The sequence below is a fragment of the Propionicicella superfundia DSM 22317 genome (genome assembly GCF_000423465.1).
GTDB classification, from domain to species: domain Bacteria; phylum Actinomycetota; class Actinomycetes; order Propionibacteriales; family Propionibacteriaceae; genus Propionicicella; species Propionicicella superfundia.
The window spans coordinates 451,499-469,020 of sequence record NZ_KE384020.1 but is presented as its reverse complement, the minus strand read 5'-3'; the positions used below and the strand labels follow the sequence as shown (position 1 = coordinate 469,020).

15 protein-coding genes are annotated in these 17,522 nt (G+C 69.6%); 7 read left to right on the top strand and 8 right to left on the bottom strand.

Going from position 1 to position 17,522, the window contains the following annotated elements:
• Positions 1–56: 56 nt before the first annotated feature.
• Together G555_RS0107265 and G555_RS0107260 are read left to right on the top strand one after the other, a co-directional pair.
• Positions 57–1,862 (top strand): outer membrane protein assembly factor BamB family protein, encoded by a 1,806-nt coding sequence (locus G555_RS0107265; RefSeq protein ID WP_028708371.1) that lies wholly within the window; start codon positions 57–59, stop codon positions 1,860–1,862.
• Complete coding sequence (locus tag G555_RS0107260; RefSeq protein ID WP_028708370.1) at positions 1,859–3,670, top strand: hypothetical protein; 1,812 nt, start codon at positions 1,859–1,861, stop codon at positions 3,668–3,670. The genes G555_RS0107265 and G555_RS0107260 overlap by 4 nt, the downstream gene beginning before the upstream one ends.
• 16 nt (positions 3,671–3,686) lie before the next feature.
• Here the strand turns inward: G555_RS0107260 and dxs are convergent, their stop codons facing one another.
• The 3 genes from dxs to G555_RS0107245 all read right to left on the bottom strand — a co-directional run bounded on the left by dxs (position 3,687) and on the right by G555_RS0107245 (position 7,117).
• Positions 3,687–5,627 carry a 1-deoxy-D-xylulose-5-phosphate synthase gene (gene dxs, locus G555_RS0107255; RefSeq protein ID WP_028708369.1) on the bottom strand — a complete coding sequence of 647 codons (1,941 nt, stop codon included), beginning with the start codon at positions 5,625–5,627 and terminating at the stop codon, positions 3,687–3,689.
• Between the two features lie 55 nt (positions 5,628–5,682).
• On the bottom strand, positions 5,683–6,093 hold the full coding sequence (locus tag G555_RS0107250; RefSeq protein WP_051208539.1) for a hypothetical protein: 411 nt from the start codon (positions 6,091–6,093) through the stop codon (positions 5,683–5,685).
• 100 nt (positions 6,094–6,193) lie between these two features.
• Positions 6,194–7,117 (bottom strand): LysR family transcriptional regulator, encoded by a 924-nt coding sequence (locus tag G555_RS0107245; protein ID WP_028708367.1) that lies wholly within the window; start codon positions 7,115–7,117, stop codon positions 6,194–6,196.
• A 64-nt stretch (positions 7,118–7,181) separates the two neighbouring features.
• Between G555_RS0107245 and G555_RS22240 the strand changes: the two genes are divergently transcribed.
• Together G555_RS22240 and G555_RS0107235 are read left to right on the top strand one after the other, a co-directional pair.
• Positions 7,182–7,358 carry a hypothetical protein gene (locus G555_RS22240; RefSeq protein WP_156887465.1) on the top strand — a complete coding sequence of 59 codons (177 nt, stop codon included), beginning with the start codon at positions 7,182–7,184 and terminating at the stop codon, positions 7,356–7,358.
• A gap of 148 nt (positions 7,359–7,506) precedes the next feature.
• The gene (locus tag G555_RS0107235) at positions 7,507–8,475 is read left to right on the top strand and encodes a zinc-binding dehydrogenase (RefSeq protein ID WP_028708366.1); all 969 of its coding nucleotides are present in this window, start codon (positions 7,507–7,509) and stop codon (positions 8,473–8,475) included.
• 24 nt (positions 8,476–8,499) lie between these two features.
• Here the strand turns inward: G555_RS0107235 and G555_RS0107230 are convergent, their stop codons facing one another.
• Positions 8,500–8,982, bottom strand: coding sequence for a hypothetical protein (locus tag G555_RS0107230; RefSeq protein ID WP_028708365.1), 483 nt, complete (start codon positions 8,980–8,982; stop codon positions 8,500–8,502).
• Between the two features lie 111 nt (positions 8,983–9,093).
• Between G555_RS0107230 and G555_RS0107225 the strand changes: the two genes are divergently transcribed.
• Positions 9,094–9,507 (top strand): HIT family protein, encoded by a 414-nt coding sequence (locus tag G555_RS0107225; RefSeq protein ID WP_028708364.1) that lies wholly within the window; start codon positions 9,094–9,096, stop codon positions 9,505–9,507.
• A 282-nt stretch (positions 9,508–9,789) separates the two neighbouring features.
• On the opposite strand, the gene acnA is transcribed toward G555_RS0107225, so the two are convergent.
• The 3 genes from acnA to deoC (G555_RS0107205) form a co-directional block, all read right to left on the bottom strand.
• Positions 9,790–12,462: an aconitate hydratase AcnA gene (acnA, locus tag G555_RS0107215; RefSeq protein ID WP_028708363.1), complete on the bottom strand. Its 2,673-nt coding sequence runs from the start codon at positions 12,460–12,462 to the stop codon at positions 9,790–9,792.
• 41 nt (positions 12,463–12,503) lie between these two features.
• Positions 12,504–12,689 carry a DUF6767 domain-containing protein gene (locus G555_RS23290; RefSeq protein WP_084634874.1) on the bottom strand — a complete coding sequence of 62 codons (186 nt, stop codon included), beginning with the start codon at positions 12,687–12,689 and terminating at the stop codon, positions 12,504–12,506.
• A gap of 116 nt (positions 12,690–12,805) precedes the next feature.
• Positions 12,806–13,498 carry a deoxyribose-phosphate aldolase gene (deoC, locus tag G555_RS0107205; RefSeq protein WP_028708362.1) on the bottom strand — a complete coding sequence of 231 codons (693 nt, stop codon included), beginning with the start codon at positions 13,496–13,498 and terminating at the stop codon, positions 12,806–12,808.
• Positions 13,499–13,624: 126 nt separating this feature from the next.
• Between deoC (G555_RS0107205) and deoC (G555_RS0107200) the strand changes: the two genes are divergently transcribed.
• Positions 13,625–14,347, top strand: coding sequence for a deoxyribose-phosphate aldolase (gene deoC, locus G555_RS0107200; protein ID WP_028708361.1), 723 nt, complete (start codon positions 13,625–13,627; stop codon positions 14,345–14,347).
• A 149-nt stretch (positions 14,348–14,496) separates the two neighbouring features.
• Positions 14,497–16,017, top strand: a complete 1,521-nt coding sequence (locus G555_RS0107195) for an FGGY-family carbohydrate kinase (protein ID WP_028708360.1) — start codon at positions 14,497–14,499, stop codon at positions 16,015–16,017.
• A gap of 50 nt (positions 16,018–16,067) precedes the next feature.
• Here G555_RS0107195 and G555_RS0107190 read toward each other — a convergent pair whose 3' ends face one another.
• The gene (locus tag G555_RS0107190; RefSeq protein WP_028708359.1) at positions 16,068–17,351 is read right to left on the bottom strand and encodes a hypothetical protein; all 1,284 of its coding nucleotides are present in this window, start codon (positions 17,349–17,351) and stop codon (positions 16,068–16,070) included.
• Positions 17,352–17,522 lie beyond the last annotated feature (171 nt).

Below are 17,522 nucleotides of genomic sequence, written 5' to 3'. Positions count from 1 at the left end.
GCCAGCCGGTCGAATTCGGGACGGCGGGCCGCCGCCCCCGGTCCTAGGATGACCCTGTGCAGCCGCCGATCTGGCCCGGATCCGCGCAGGCGCCCGGTCCGCTGCCCGGGGCGCCACCGCCGGTCGCGCCTCCCCGGCTACGCCGGGAGTCGTCCTGGGTCGCGTTGCTGCTGGCGGGCCTGTCGCTGGCCCTGCTGACGGGTCTCACCGTCTACGCCAGCCGTCCGCTCGCAACAGCGCCCCTCACCAGGGCGGGCGACTACATCCCCGAGGACGGGCACCGCGAACTGCTCGCCGCGACCGCGACCGTGCGCTCGGCCGAATGGGCTCGCCTGCAGGGTCCCAGAGCCCTCGCAAGCGGCCCCGCCGAGTTCCTCGACGCCGCCATCGACTACGCCGGTCTCACCGGGGCCCACTACGTGCGCCTCACCTACCAGACGTACCCGGCGGCCACCTTCCAGCGTCCCGACGACACCTTGCTGGAGAACGACGAGCGGGGACTGCACCGTGTCGTCGAGATGCGCGACGGGACGACCTACTACTACGACGATGCCGAGACCGCCCTGCCGCTGGGCGTCGCGGCCGGGTCCGCCTGGCAGTCGACGGGGACGCTGCGCATCCGCGCGGCCGACGGCGAGATCCGCACCACGAGCTACCTGACCCTGGCCGAGGCCGAGACGGACGACAGCGGCTGCCTCGTCGTCACCGAGCGGCAGAGCATCGAGGGGGACACCACGCGCACGAGCAGCACGACGTGGTGCCGCGGGCGAGGCATCGTCGCCCAGCAGCGCGGCGGCGAGACTCTCACAGGCGTGACCGACTGGCCGAGCGACGCCGACCCGCGCTCCTCGGTCGGCACGGAGGGATTCACCGAACCCGCGACCCTCCGGGGATGGCACGTGCAATCGCACCGCCAGTCCGCCCAGTACGGCACGCAACCGCGCACCACGCCCACCATGGTGGTGCGCAATCTGTACCTCTACGGCTCCGCCAACACCGACGACCTCGTCGCCCTGGCCGTCCCCGAGAGCGGCGGCACGCAGATCCTGTGGCGCGGCCATCCCGGCGGAACCCTGCTCACCACGGCGCAGTTCGGTGAGGTCACCGTCGTCACGACGAGCCGGCGACGGCTCGCCGCCTACACCACGAGCGGGCTGCGCCTGTGGGACGCTGCCACGCCGGACGTGGCCCCGACCGATCTCGCCCGCGTCGACGACCGGACGTTCGTCGCCGCCTTCCTCGACGGCACCGTCGCCGCGTACGACATCGCCACCGGGCGCCAGCTCTGGCGTGCCGCCCTTCCCGCGCAGATCTGGCACCCGCCCGTCGTCACGGCCGCAACGGTGTTCGCGGTCGACACGTCTGGTGCCGCCGTCGCCCTCGACGCCGCGACGGGGGTCGAGCGCTGGGCGAGGAGCCTTCCCGATCCCCCGGCGCAGGTTGTCGCGTGCGGCGGGCTCATCATCACCGGCGACGCCTTCAATCCCCGGATCACGGCGCTGGATGCGCACACAGGGGCCACCGCCTGGTCCCACTATCAACCGGGTTCCGTCGACAGCATGACCTGTCTGGAAGACCAGACCGTCCTCGGCGCGGAGACGGAGGTCGTCGCCATCTCGGCGCAGGGGCGCAAGGTATGGACCGCCGCGTATCCATCCCGGGCACCCCTGCTCGCCTACGGCGGGGCCGCGCTCGTCGTGTCGGGGGACACGCTCATCGCCCTGGACACGACGGGAACCGCCGTCGGACGCTGGCCGGTGTCGCTCGATCCCGCCGCCGCCGACGTGGGGCTGGCCGCGGGCGAGACGTGCTTCGTCGTCCTCGACTCCACCGGGGCGCTGGCGGTCGGGACGCCGCCGTGACCGGTCCCGCGCCGCAGCGGCGGCTGTCCGTCGCACTCATGGAACTGCCACGACTCGTCCTCGGCAAGCCTCTCCGCGACGGCCGGCTGGACTGGGCGGGGTGGTCGCCAGGGTTGCGCGCCGTCAGCCTCGTCAGCGTCGCGATGTACATCGCGACAGCGTTGCTGGTGCTGTTCGCCACGCCGATCCGCGACTCCCAGCAGCTCGTCGTCGGGACCGGAAGTCAGGTCGTCCCGGTCGTCGCCGTTCCCGTCCTGACGATGCTCTCGCTGTGGTGCATCTGCCTGCTCCAGGCGGCGGTGCTCGCCGCACACTGGTCGCTCAAGGTCGGCGGCCTCCTCGTCACGCTGATGGTGATCTCCCAGTTCACCGTGTTCGGCGGCTCCGGGTCCGTTCCCGCCGCCCTCGTCGGCCTCCTCTCGTTCGCCGGACTCGTCGTGTACACGATCGTGCGCCGGCGCAGCCGGTTCCACGCGATCGACATCCTCGTCGTCTCGATGCTGATCTCCGTCGGCACGATGGTCCCGCAGATCGTGGGCGGGCGGACATCGCTCCAGTTCGGCTACGACTTCCGTCCGGGATTGCTGTTCGGCCTGCTGTCGTACCTGCTGGCGCTGTCCCTCCCGGCGCTCATGGCATCCGGTGCGGCGCTGGCGCAGGTGGCCATCACGACCGCCGAGGCGGTGGCGTCGGTGATCCGGGACGTCGCACGGCGCTGGGTCCTCTTCGCGGCCATCGGTGTCGCGCTGGTCGTGCGCGGGGTTCAGCTCGCGTACCACCTGACGGACCCGGACGCGCCGTCACCCGTCGGCGCGGCGGTGCAGCTCGTCCTCGCCGCCGCCGTGGTCGCGCTCGTGTGGTTCGCCGGCCGGCGCTCGCGACGCGCCTTCATCGGTCCCGGCGAGTCGTCGGAGACCTGGGGCCGGGCCCTCTACCCGCTCGCTCTGGGACTCTCCTTCGTGCCCTTGCTGATGATCCCCCTGAGCACGGTGCTCGTGGTGGCGACGCTGCTCCAGGACAGGAGCCTCATCGTCGCGCTGGGAGGCGTCACCGATGTGGTGACGTCGTCGGCCGGTGCGCACGGGGTACGCGTCGTCGTCGGTCTGGCCGCGCTCGCCTGGGCGCTTCTGCTCGCTCGCCGCGGACGCATGCTTCTCGCGACGACGCTGGCATGCTTCACCGCGATCACCGTTCACGACCTGCTCACCGCCTTGTCCTCGGACGCGTTGTCCGGCGTTCTCCGGGTGCGGGCGACGCCCGACGGCCTCGCCCTCCTCGCGACCGTCGGCGCCGTCGTGGGCCTGGCCTGGTGTGCGATCCACCGGTTCCGGCACCCGACGCCCCTGCTCGCTGTGGTCGCCTTGCTGGGCGCCTGCATCCTGTACGGCTTCCGCGAACTGCTGGACGATCCCACGACCGCGCTGCTGGGCTTCGCCGGTGGAGCGGCGATCCTCGCCGGTCTGCTGTGGCGTGTCCTCACCGACGGTCACGTCACCCGCGGGACGTCGACGGCCCTGCCCAGCACCACACGTGTGCTCCTGTTCTGGGCCAACTCCCTGTTCGGCGTGCTCGCCCTGGCGTTCATGGGCCTCGCACGACCGGAGAGCGGGAGCTTCGCGGATCTCGCTCCCTTCCAGCAGGCGGGCGACACCTACCTCGGGACCCCGCTGTTCCTGACGCTCATCCTGAGCACGTTCGCCACCGTCTTCGTGCCTCGTCAGGCGAAGGTCATCTCGATGTCCGACGCGCTCGGCGGCGGCGCCGTCGTGACGCTGTCGGCGCGTCCGCCGACCCGCCGGGGTGCCTGAGCGCGCCGCGCCCCGCCTACTCCGCGGTCGGCGTGCGGATCGTCCCCTCGCCGGCATCCACGGCCCGCCCGGTCGGCTCGCCTTCGCGAATCGACAGCAGCGCCTCGGTGGCCGCCAGAGCGATGGGTTGCGGCGTGAGCCGGGCCCGGGCCAGGAGGTCGGCACGGTCGCCGTGCGGCAGGAACTCCGGAGCCAGGCCGAACGGCAGGACCGGCGTCCGGACCCCCGCCTCGGCGAGTTCGACCATGAGCCGCGCACCGGCCCCGCCGACGACGCTGTTGTCCTCGATGGTGACGACGAGCTCGTGGCGGGCGCACAACGCGACGAGTTCGGGGGCGACCGGGAGTGCCCAGACCGGATCGACGACGGTGGCGCCCAGACCGTGCTGCCGGAGCCGCTTGCCCACCCGGATCGCGGTGGCGGCCATCGGGCCGTACCCCACGACCAGGATCGCCGGCTCGTCGCTGGTGAGGAGGATGTCCGTGGGACCCTCCTGCCGCTCGGCCGGGATCGGCTCCGTGGCCTCCTGTTTCGGGAACCGCACGACGCTGGGCCCGTCGGCGATCTCGACGGCCCGCCGCAACGCCGCTCGCAGGGTCGGGGTGTCGCGCGGGGCCGCGATCGCGATGTTCGGCACGACCTGAAGGATCGAGAGGTCCCACATGCCGTTGTGGCTCGCTCCGTCGGGACCGGTGACGCCGGCCCTGTCGAGGACGAAGGTGACACCGAGTCGGTGCAGCGCGACATCCATGAGGACCTGGTCGAAGGCGCGGTTGAGGAATGTGGCGTACACCGCCACGACGGGATGCAACCCGCCCTGGGCGAGCCCGGCCGCGGAGGCGACCGCATGCTGCTCGGCGATGCCGACGTCGAAGGTGCGGTCGGGGAACAGGGAGCGGAATCGACCCAGGCCCGTCGGGTGGAGCATCGCGGCGGTGATCGCGACGACATCGGACCGCTGCGTCCCGATCCGCACCAGTTCGTCGCCGAAGGCGTCGGTCCACGTGGGTCGGACTGCACCGGCGAGCGGGACTCCCGTCGCCTCGTCGATCTTGCCGACCGCGTGGAAGTGGTCCTCGGTGTTCTCTTCGGCGGCCTTGTAGCCGCGCCCCTTCTGGGTGATGCAGTGGACGATGACCGGCTCGCCGAAGTTCTTCGCCGCCGTCAGCGCGTGTTCGAGAGCGAGGACGTCGTGCCCGTCGACCGGACCGACGTACTTGATGCCGAGGTCGGAGAACAGCCCCTGCGTCGCCGTGATGTCCTTCACGCCGGTCTTGATGGCGTGCAGCAGATCGTAGGCGGGCTTGCCGATCACGGGTGCCTTGGGCAGGTCCTCCTTGATGCGGCGCAGGGTCAGTTCGTAGCGCGGATCGGTGCGCAACGCGGTGAGGCGGGTCGCGAGACCGCCCACGGTCGGCGTGTAGGAGCGACCGTTGTCGTTGACGATGATCACCAGCCCGAGGTCGCGCTGGACCGCGATGTTGTTGAGCGCTTCCCACGGCATGCCGCCCGTGAGCGCTCCGTCGCCGATGACCGCGACGACCACGCCGCCGGCCCGGGTGAGCCGCCGGGCCTTCGCCAGCCCCTCGGCCCACGACAGGGAGGTCGACGCGTGCGAGTTCTCGACGATGTCGTGCGCGGACTCGTCGCGACTCGGGTAACCCGACAGCCCCCCTGCCTGGCGCAGCGTCGCGAAGCCGTCCTTGCGCCCGGTGAGGATCTTGTGAACGTAGCTCTGGTGGCCGGTGTCGAAGATGATCGCGTCCTGCGGGGAGTCGAACACCCGGTGGAGCGCGACGGTCAGCTCGACCACGCCCAGATTCGGCCCCAGGTGCCCGCCGGTCCGCGACACCGTCGAGACGAGGAAGGAGCGGATCTCGGACGCGAGTGCGTCGAGCTCTTCCCTGTCGAGCCGGCGCAGGTCGGCCGGGCCATGGATTCCATCGAGCACGAACACCCTGTCAGTGTAGGTGGTCGGCCGCTGCGCCCCACGCAGCCCGGTTCCGGCAGGCTCACAGCCGCCGCAGGAACACCTTTCCGCGCAGTGCCTCTTCGATGAGCGCGACCGCGCGTCGCGTCCTCACCAGGGAGGCCTCCTGCTCCTGACATGCGTCGGCTGCGGACTGGACGACCCGGGGATCCACATAGCCCTGCAGCCCGGCGCGCAACCCGCCCAGTGAGTCCCGGCTCGCCCGGATCTGCGACTCCACGAAGTCCGCAGCGAAGCGCGCGAGGACGACGGGGTGCCGTCGCAGTACTGGATACGCCCGGTAGTCGGCCGGACAGCAGTCGAGCAGGAACGCCGCCGCCGTGTCCTCCCAGTCGGGGGTGCCGGGCGGGCGCACCGCCTCGGGCCATCCCGGTGGAACGTAGATGGCTGTGCCGGCGAAGGCGTCGGTCGGTCGCGACCGTGTCATCGTCATTGTCATCGCTCCCCCTGTCGTCGAACGTGTGTTCGATTCTAGGGCGCCCGCCGGCGGCTGTCCAGGGGGATCGACACACCCGGTCCGAGGCGCGCCGCCCTCAGCGCGAGCGTGCGGCGCCTGAGCCGGGAGCATCGAGGGTTGCCGCGAGTCCCGCCAGGAGCGCGAGGGTGCGCTGAGCGGCGGGATTGGCGCGCACGCCGGTGCGCCACAGGACGACGATGCGTCGCTGCGGAACGGGGTTCGTGACCCGCACCGACGCGACCTCGAAGTGCGACCAGTCCAGCGCCAGGCGGGGGACGATGGCGACACCCACCCCGGCCGCGACGAGCGCCAGACCGGTCACGTGATCCTGGGACCGTGCGACATACCGGGGCGTGAAGCCGGCGGCCGCGCAGGCCTGCCCTACGATCCGCGCACTCAGCTTGTCGCGGAAGTCGTACTGCACCCAGTCCTCACCCGCGAAGTCCGCCAGCGGCGCCGTCCCCCGCGCGGCGGCCGGATGCTCGGGCGGGACAGCGAGCAGGAAGTCGTCGCTGCCGAGTTCGCGCCGCGTGTAGCCCGGGACGACGGTCGGTGCGTCGAAGGGAACCTCGCTGAGAACCTCGATATCGCCCACGAAGTCGTCCGGCGCGTCCATGTCGAGCGAGAGTTCCAGCGTCAGCCCGGGGAACTCGCGGCGCAGCGCGCGGGCGATCCCGGGCATCCAGGTGTAGGCCGCGGAGGCGAAGGTCCGGATCGACAGTCGTCCGCTGGTCTGTCCGCGCAGATCCCGCGCCGTGGCGTCCAGGTGCGACAGCGCCACCAGGACCTCCCCGCTGGCCTCGGCGAGCGCGATCCCCGCCGCGGTCGGCACGATGCCGCGGCCGGAGCGCTCGACGACCGAGAACCCCACCTCCCGTTCGAGCGTGTGGACGTGCTGGCTGATCGTGGACGGGGTGTAGCCGAGCTGCCTGGCGGTGTCGGTCACCGAACCGCTCGCGACGACAGCCCGGAGGATGCGCAGTCGATTGAGATCCAGCATGGCACCAAACATACGGCATCATCGAATGATCGTTCGGAAATATCTGCTTGTCTCGAATTAATCGATGCACGAGGCTGGACGCATGATGGGAACCAAGGTCGTCGACCGCGATCGTGAGCGCCTGATGCAGGAACTCGATCAGGCGCGTCAATTCGACCTCCGCCCTGCGGACCGCCCCACGGAGCACCTGACACTGCGCCGCCTCTGGCGCCGCGAGGTGGCGAAGGTTCTCCACGCCTGACCTGTCGGCGGACGCCGGGGCAGTGGACGGCTCGCGTCCGCCGACGGATTCTCCGCAGCCGTGACCGGCCGCGGGCTTCGCGGTGTCCGGCATCGTCGCGGACTCCGAGGAACAGCCCGGATCCGCGTGCACCCCATAAGCTGAGGTCATGCTTGCGGCCACCGTCTCTCGTTTCGATCCGGAGGACCCCGTCGCGGGTCTTGACATCGGGCAGGTGCCCGAGCCGACACCCCGCGAGAACTGGACCACCGTCGACCTCCGGGCCGCCGCCCTCAACCAGCACGACCTGTGGTCGTTGCGCGGCGTCGGACTGCGTGCCGAACAGTTGCCGATGATCCTCGGGACCGACGGCGCGGGTACCGCGCCGGACGGCACCGAGGTCGTCCTGCACGCCGTCATCGGCGGCGCGACAGGGCACGGCGTGGGGCCCGCGGAGCCCCGCTCCCTCCTCTCGGAGCGCTACCCCGGCACGCTCGCCGAACAGGTGAGCGTGCCCACCTGGAACCTCGTGCCCAAACCCGCCGAGCTCTCCTGGGCGGAGGCGGCGTGCATCCCGACGGCCTGGCTCACCGCATACCGGATGCTGTTCCCGGTCGGTCGCGCCCTGCCCGGCCAGCGCGTACTCGTGCAGGGCGCCGGCGGCGGTGTCGCATCGGCGGCCATCTCCCTCGCCGCTGCCGCGGGCTGCGAGGTGTGGGCCACGAGCCGATCCGCCGCCAAGCGCGAGCTCGCGCTCACGATGGGCGCGACCGGCGCCGTCGCCCCGGGCGAGCGCCTTCCGGCACGAATGGACCTCGTCGTCGAAACCGTCGGCGCCGCCACCTGGTCGCATTCGATGAAGGCCGTCCGCCCCGGCGGGACGGTGGTCGTCGCCGGCGCCACCACCGGGGAACCGTCCCGCACCGAGATGCAGCGCCTCTTCTTTCTCGAGATCAGCATTCTCGGCGTGACGATGGGCACCAAGCAGGACCTGGAGAACCTGCTGGCCTTCCTCGCACGCACCGGAGTCCGCCCCGTGATCGATTCGACCTACGCGCTCGCCGACGCGGGCTCGGCACTGCGCCGCCTCGCCGCCGGGGAGCAGATCGGCAAGGTCGTCGTACAGGTGCGCGACTGAGCTCGCGTCACACGCGGGCCGGCGTCAGCCGTAGATCCACAGCCCGACCCACACGATCAGCGCCACCGACGCGACCGCGGCCGCCCATGCCTGCCAGGACTTGTACCACGGCGTCCTCCACGGGATCGACGCCAGGGCCGCCACACCCGGGATGAGCAGGACGAGACCGACGGTCAGCAGGTTCTGCACACCGTCGGCGAAACGGAACACGCCGGCGACCGCCGCGATGTGAGCCAGCGCGAACAGCCAGCCGAGCCGCAGGAGCCAGGCGGCGAACACGATCCCGGCGAGGGACCCGCCACCCCAGAGCAGCAGGCCCACGCTCAGCGTGCATCCGATGTCGGCGTCGACGCCGCAGGCCGGCGTCCGCACGACCGGCAGCAGCAGGAGGAACAGGGGTGCCACGACGAGCGCGATGAAGGCCGCCAGGTAGCCCCACGGAATGCGGCGAAGCCCGCCCGGCGGCGTCGGGCGCCTCCACCGCGGACGCTCACGCTCGGGCCTCATCCGGTCAGCCTAGCCCGCACGCATGTGAGGACCCTGGGGTGTGCCGACGCGCCGCTCGGCACCTGCCGGACAGCGCGCGGAGGGTCGCCCGTCGTGGGCGAGGATGGACCCATGCCCGACATCGTGTGCCAGATCGCGCGCGGAGACCTCGCCGCCGACATCGTCCTGCGCACCGACGACGTGATCGCGTTCCTCGACCGGCGGCCGCTGTTCAAGGGACACGCCCTCGTGTGCCCCGTCGCCCACGCCCGGACGCTGCTGGACCTGCCGCCGGACGGCGCCGCCCCCCTCCTCGCCGCCGTCCAGTCCGTCGCGGCCGCGATGGCATCGGCCTTCGGGGCCGAGGGCAGCTTCGTCGCCGTGAACAACGTCGTCAGTCAGTCGGTCCCCCACCTGCACGTTCACGTGGTTCCCAGGACGAAGGGCGACGGCCTCCGTGGCTTCTTCTGGCCCCGTCAGGCATACGCGGACGGCGAACGGGCGGCCTACGCAGGGCGGCTTCGCGCGGCGATCGCGGGAGCCTGAAAGTCGACGGAGCGCACAGACCAACAACCGGGACTTCCGAACACGTTCCGAAGGCGATGGGTGGCGTGGTTGCAGCCGACTCCCCCGTGACCTCATCGACGCCGCCCGGGCGTCCTTCTCGACGCAGGGCCGGCTTCGCGCCACCCAGGCTTGGCGTCGTTCGGCACGGGTGCCGGCGCGCCCCGCCAGGCCGAAGCCTGACGGGGCGTGCGCCTGAGACTCTGAGGCAGACATGGCCGGGCGTGTCGGATGCCGGATCGCCTCGTACCCGAGCCGATCGGCTCAGCTACCGACAAGCTGCCGAAGCACGTACTGCAGGATGCCGCCGTGCCGGTAGTAATCGGCCTCCCCCGGGGTGTCGATCCGCACCCGCGCCTGGAAGGTGATCGTGTGCCCGCCCTGCGTCGCCGTCACCGTCACCGTCTCGGGCGTGACGCCCTCGTTCAGCCCCGTGATGCCGGCGATCTCGAAGGTCTCCTCACCGCTCAGCCCGAGCGAGTCGGCGTTCTCACCCTCGGGGAACTGCAACGGCAGCACGCCCATGCCGATCAGGTTCGAACGATGGATGCGCTCGTAGCTCTCCGCGATCACCGCCCGGACACCCAGCAGGGCCGTGCCCTTCGCCGCCCAGTCGCGCGACGACCCGGAGCCGTACTCCTTGCCGGCGAGCACGACCAGCGGAGTCCCCGCGGCCGCGTACTGCTGCGCCGCCTCGTAGACCGTGGTCACGGGGGCATCTGCGACGGTGAAGTCCCGGGTGAAACCCCCTTCGGTACCCGGCGCGAGCTGGTTGCGGAGCCGGATATTGGCGAACGTGCCGCGCACCATCACCTCGTGGTTGCCGCGACGCGACCCGTACGAGTTGAAGTCCTTGCGCTCCACCCCGTGCTCGGTGAGATACCGGCCCGCGGGCGTATCGGCCTTGATGGAGCCGGCCGGCGAGATGTGGTCGGTCGTCACGGAGTCGCCGAGTCGAAGCAGCACACGCGCGCCGGAGATGTCCCCGACCGGCCGCGGCTCGGCCGGCATGTCCTCGAAGTAGCTCGGCTTGCGGATGTACGTGGAGTCGTCGGCCCAGGCGAACAGGTCACCCTCGGGGGTCGGCAGCGAACGCCACCGCTCGTCGCCGTGGAAGACGTCCGCATAGCGCGACGTGAACATCTCGGAGTTGATGGAACTGCCGACGATCTCCTCGATCTCGGTCGGCGTCGGCCAGATGTCGCGCAGGTACACGTCCTTGCCGTCGGTGCCCTGTCCGAGCGGCTCGTGGGCGAGGTCGATGTCCATGCGGCCGGCCAAGGCGTACGCCACCACCAGGGGAGGGCTGGCGAGGTAGTTCATCTTCACGTCGGGATTGATTCGCCCCTCGAAATTCCGGTTGCCCGACAGCACCGCGGTCACCGCCAGGTCGTTCGCGTTCACCGCGGCGGACACCTCGGGGATGAGCGGCCCGGAGTTGCCGATGCAGGTCGTGCAGCCGTACCCGACGAGGTCGAAGTCGAGCGCCTGGAGATACTGGTCGAGCCCGGAGGCGTGGTAGTAGTCCGTGACGACCTTCGAGCCCGGCGCGAGCGACGTCTTCACCCAGGGCCGCCGCCGCAGACCGGCCTCGACGGCCTTCTTGGCCAGCAGCCCGGCGCCGACCATGACCGACGGGTTGGAGGTGTTCGTGCACGACGTGATCGCGGCGATCGTGACCGCGCCGTTGCCCAGTTCGAACGTCTCTCCGTCGGGCAGCGACACCGTCGCCGGCACGGACTTGTCGGTCGCGTAGTCCTTGACGGCCTCCAGGAACGCCTCCTTGGCCGACGACAGCAGGATGCGGTCCTGCGGACGCTTCGGTCCGGCGATGCTGGGGACGACCGTCGCGAGGTCGAGCTCGAGGTACTCGGAGAAGCGCGGCTCGATCGACGGATCGTGCCACAGGCCCTGCTCCTTGGCGTACGCCTCGGTGAGGGCGATCTGCTCCTCGGTGCGGCCCGTCAGCCGCAGGTAATCGGTCGTCAGGTCGTCGATCGGGAAGATCGCGATCGTGGAACCGTACTCGGGGCTCATGTTGCCGATCGTCGCCCTGTTGGCCAGCGGCACCTGCCCCACGCCGGTCCCGTAGAACTCGACGAACTTGCCGACGACCTTGTGCCGGCGCAGCATGTCGGTGATGGTGAGGACCAGGTCGGTCGCGGTCGCGCCCTCGGGCAGTTCACCGGTCAGCTTGAACCCGACGACCCGCGGGATGAGCATCGAGACCGGCTGGCCGAGCATGGCCGCCTCGGCCTCGATGCCGCCCACTCCCCAACCGAGGACACCGAGTCCGTTGACCATCGTGGTGTGCGAGTCGGTGCCGACGCACGTGTCGGGGTAGGCCTGCAGCACCCCGTCGACGACCCGTGGAAAGACGACACGGGCCAGGTGCTCGATGTTGACCTGATGGACGATGCCGGTGCCCGGGGGGACGACGACGAAGTCGTGGAACGCGGTCTGCCCCCACCGGAGGAACTGGTAGCGCTCGCGGTTGCGCTCGTACTCCAGCTCGACGTTGCGCTCGAACGCGTTCGGGGTGCCGAAGAGATCGGCGATGACGGAGTGGTCGATGACCATCTCGGCCGGAGACAGGGGGTTGATGACGGACGGGTCGCCACCCAGGTCCTCCACCGCCTCCCGCATCGTCGCGAGGTCGACCACGCAGGGCACGCCCGTGAAGTCCTGCATGATCACCCGGGCCGGGGTGAACTGGATCTCCTTGGACGGATCGGCGCCGGGATCCCAGGATCCGAGGGCCGTGATCTCCTCGGCGGTGACATTGGCCCCGTCCTCGGTGCGCAGCAGGTTCTCCAGCAGCACCTTGAGGCTGAAGGGCAAGGTCTCCGACCCGTCCACGGCATCTATCCGGAAGATCTCGTAGGAGGTGTCCCCCACCTGTAGCGGGGACCGCGCCCCGAATGAGTTGATGCTCACGACGACTCCGTCTCTCTGGGATTTATCTTGATGTCAAGATATCACGCTGCGCCCCTGCCAGCACGGGCTTCGCGCAACATCTCGCGCCGGATCTCCCGCAACTCCTCGTCGTTCATCATGAGATAGACGAGCCCACAGTCGTGCGGTCCCGTCACGTTGACCTGACACAGACTGCACGCATCGTCAGGACGCAAGGGACAGCGGGGATCCGAGCGATGACCGGCCACAGGCCCATTATCGCCTGCCGCCCGCCACGCGGCGACACGTCCACCCCGGCGCCCCGCACCCGCGTCCGGCGCCGAGGACGACCCCGCTCCGCCGACCCGGCCAGGACTCGTGCTGTTCAGGAATGCGTCCGGAGGTACTCCGCGTACTGGTCGACGATCTTGCCGGCGCTCCGGGTGCCGATCAGCTTCACGTCGAAGTTGTCGAACAGGAACAGAGCCGTGGCCAGAGTGAACGTCCGGGGCACGCCCGACACCTTGATCTTCGTGTCGCCCGACAGGTTCGCCTGCATCGTCTGGACGTCCTGCAGGTCGGGGAAGCCCTCCTGACCCGTTGCCGTCTTCACGAACTCGACACCGGCGTCGCAGCAGACCTTCGTGAGCCGTGCGATCTCGTCCTGCGTGAGGAAGCACACCTCGAAGATGATCTTCGCCCACGCGTCCGCGTCGTGACACAGCGTGGTGAAGGCCCCGATCTCGTCGGCGACCATCTTCCAGTTGCCGTCCTTGAGCTCGCCGATGTTCACGACCATGTCCATGGTCCGGCACCCGGCCTCCAGGAGGCGCTCGGTCTCCATCAGCTTCGTCTCGGTCAGGTAGGCGCCGAACGGGAACCCGAGGGCACCGCCGGCACGCACGCCGCTCCCCTCCAGCTCCCGGGCGACCAGGGGAGACCAGTACGGGTTGGTGTAGAAGGCGGACACCTTCTTCTCACGGGCCACCGCGCAGTACTCCTCGATCACCGAACGGGTGACGTCCTGCTTGTGCAGGGCGAGGTCGAAGTGCTTGGCAAACTCGGCGACAGTACGCATCGATGCGTCTCCTTCGGCATTTGTCGGTTTCGCTGGCGAACAGCAGCACAGCTTGTCTATACCTGTATATCCTACAAGTACCAACGAGACGTATCCCAAGGTACCAATCAGCAAGGAGGCTTGATCATGGTTGACCTCTCCCGCGTGACCGCATGGGAGTTGGGTAAGTGCTTCGACCAATCCGTACTTCCGAAGAACTCCACAGAGACCGACATCCGCGAGGGATGCCGCCTCGCCGTGAAGTACAACTGTGCGGCGTTCTACAGCTCCGCCGCGTACTGGACGCCCGTGATCGTCGAGGAGTTGGCAGGATCCGACGTGCTGCCCGCTGCGGCGATCGCCTTCCCGTTCGGTGCGGCGACGACGGCGGCCAAGGTGGCCGAGGCCACGGAAGCGGTGGCACGAGGAGCCAAGGCCCTCGACTGCGTCATGAACATCGGCGCGCTGAAGAGCGGCCACGACGCGGACGTCCGCGAGGAGTGCAAGGCGTTCGTCGACGCCGCCCAGGGCAACATCACGAAGATGATCCTCGAGACCAACTTCCTCACCGACGACGAGATCCGTCGCGGCTGCGACCTGATCATCGAGGCCGGGATCGACTACGCGAAGAGCTCGTCCGGCCAGTTCGAAGGCCCTTCGATGGAACAGGTTCTCCTCATGATCGATGCCTGCAAGGGCACCGACACGAAGGTGAAGGTCGCCGGGGTCAAGTTCCCCCGTCCGCAGAACGCCTACGCGTTCCTGCTCGCCGGCGTGGACCTCATCGGTACGCGGGACGCCCCGCGCATCATCGACGCGTTGGACCAGTTGCGCAAGATCGGACTCGTCCCGGCCTACGCCGGGGCGTAATCTGCCCGAAAATCCCCGCCGTCACGGGCGACGGCGCTTGCAGTGCGGTGCGGCTGCGGCCACACCGCACTCGTGGGCTCGGCCGACGGCCGCAGCCCGACGGACGACAACCGATCGTCCATACGGACAGAAAACGAAAGGACATTCCAATGGCGGAATATCTGCTTGGACTCGACGAGGGCACGACCGGCTGCAAGGCCTGTGTCTTCGACCTCGACGGTAACGTCATCGCCTCCGACTACCGCGAATACCCGTGCTACTACCCGCAGAAGGGCTGGGTGGAGCAGATCCCGGAGGACATCACGCCGGCCCTCTACGCCAGCGTCAAGGCCGCCGTCGAGGCGTCCGGGGTCGACCCGGCCGATATCAAGGCGATGGGCATCTCCTCCCAGGGCTCGGTCATCGGCCTGCTCGACGAGGACGGAAAGCTGATCCGGCCGTTCGTCGGCTGGCAGGATCTGCGCGGCGAGGAGACCCTCGCGCAGCTCGGGGAGAAGCTCGACAAGGACACCTACTACAAGATCACCGGGAATCCGCTGGGCTCCACCTGGTCGTACTCGAAGCTCGAATGGCTGCGCGAGAACGAGCCGGAGAACTGGGCGAAGACCGCGCTGTTCTCGACCAACCAGGACTACTTCCTGCGCGCGTTCGGCGCCGAGGACTACTGGACCGACCTCTCCTCGGCGTCCCGCGAGGGCACCCTCATCACCGACACCTTCGACTGGGATCCGGTCACGCACGACATCCTCGGCATCCCGATCGAGAAGCGGGCGAAGATCGCGCTGGAGCCCGGCAAGGTCGTGGGCCACATCACCGCTGAGGTGGCCGCGCAGACAGGGCTCGCCGAGGGCACCGCGCTGTGCGTCGCGGCGCACGACCAGAACTGCTCCACGTTCGGCGGCGGGGCCGTGAACCCCGGCGAGACCGTGATGGTCATCGGCACGTTCGGCTCGTGCTTCGTCGTGCTGGGCGAGCCCAACCGCGATCCGGCCGGCAAGCTGGTGGTCAAGCCCAACCACGGCGTCGGCAACTGGACGATCGAGGCGTTCTCCCTCACCTCGGCCTCCGCGTTCCGCTGGTACCGCGACACCCTCGCCGACATGGAGAGGTCGGTCGCCGCCGAGTCCGGTCGCGATCCCTACGACGTCATCACCGAGTCCGTCGCACAGGTGCCTCCGGGCGCCAACGGCGTGACCTTCCTGCCCTACCTGCAGGGTGCGGCCGGGTCCCGGCAGAACGGCAAGGCGCAGGCCACCTTCATCGGTATGTCCCTCGGCACCACCAAGGCGGACATGGCCCGTGCGGTCCTCGAGGGCATCTGCTTCGAGATGCGGGAGATCGTCGAGGCGCAGAAGCAGGCCGGCATCGAGGTCACGTCCATCCGGTTGACCGGTGGCGCGGCGAAGTCGCCCCTGTGGTGCCAGATGCTCGCCGATATCTTCCAGTGCCCGATCGACCTGCTGCAGACGTCCGAGACCGGATGCCTCGGCGCCGCTCTCTACTCCGGCATCGGCATCGGGCTGTACCCTGACGCGCAGGCCGCCGTGAAGCGCGCCGTGAAGGTCACCAAGCGCTACGAGCCGAAGCCCGAGAACGCGGCGGCGTACGACGCCGCATTCGCCCGGTTCGTCGCCGTCTACGAGGCGCTCGAGCCGACGATCTTCGTCTGATCGACGCGGCGAGGGGGCGGATCCGGTTGGATCCGCCCCCTTCGTCCGCCCTACCCCGGGCGGGAACCACCCATGGCCGACAGGATCGCGTCATACAAGGAGCGGGCCAACTCCGGCAGCGAGAGAAGATTGGCGCGAAGAGGCACAGGGTCGAGCGAGATATAGGTCCAGGGGTTCCAGGTGCCGATGACCGCGATGGGCACCGATACCGCCAGAAGCGCGACGAACACGGCCCACGGACGGCGCCCCGGCCTCTCCAGCAGGGGGTAGAGGAAGAACATCCACAACGGCAGCATCGGCACGAACCATCGGATGCTGTAGCTGTATCCGCCGTAGTTGGTCGAGGTGAGGGCGTAGAACGCCACGATGACGACCGACATCGCCGTCACGACGAGCGCTTCCCGGGCGAACCGGCGCCGGCGTACGAACTCGGCGACCATCAGGGGGATCGCGAGCAGACTGAACGGGTTGTACACGAGGAATCCGCGCTCCCCCACCAGCATCGTCGTGGCGTAGCGGAGCAGGGATATCCCGCTGTTGACGCCCGCGCCGGTGAGGTCGGCCGTCGTCCACGGTGAGCCCGGGAACGCGAAGTACCTTGGGACGAGCTGCACCGGGACGACGCTGCCCGAGATCGCGACGTTGACGGCGACCCCCGGAGCAAGCGCCACCAGCAGCGCCCCCGCGTAGGCCCACGCCCCACGGCGCAACCGACGATCGGACAACAGGTACGCGCCGAACGCCGCGGGGAACGCCAGCGTCGGCACGTCCGAACCACCGGCGAGGCCGAAGAACAGGCCGCTCAGCGCCAGGTTCGGGACGAGGGCACCGTCGTGCCGAGCCCGGAGCAGGAGCCAGAACCCGATGGTCACCCACGACGCCGCCAGGGAGTGGTTGTTGAACGTGGCCGACCAGGAGAACACCAGCGTCCCGACCCCGAGGGCGACCGTGAGCAGCAGTCGGCGTCCCACCGGAAGGCCCGTGTACGCGAGCGCCTTGTGGAACGCGATCAGCGACAGCCACCAGAAGAGCTTCACCGTGAGGAGCGTGATGAGGTAGTACGCCAGGCTCCAGTCCTCGTGCAACGGAATGCCGAGTGCATGGATCGGCGCGTACACGAGGGCGCCGAGAAGCTGCGGGGTGACGGGCTTGTCGGAGAAGTACTGGCCGAGGATGCAGACCTTGTCCATCGTGTCGGCGAAAGCGGTGTGATCGATCGTGAGCCGTCCCTGCTCCACGATCGCCTGGATCGTCGCCATGCGTGTCTTGTCGTTGTAGCCCACCGCCATCGGCAGCACCGTGAACAGCCCCACCAGTGCCAGCCCGGCGAACACCCAGCGGGTCGCTCTCCGTCCGGGCGGGTGTGCAGGAACGGCCCGTCGTGGGCGAGTCGACCCGGCACGCCTCGCCGCGGGCGTTCCCCGCGCAGGATCCTGCTGCCGCCGGGGACCGGCACCCGGGTGACGTTCACCGGCGGTGCTCCCCGGGCCGCGGAACACGCGCTG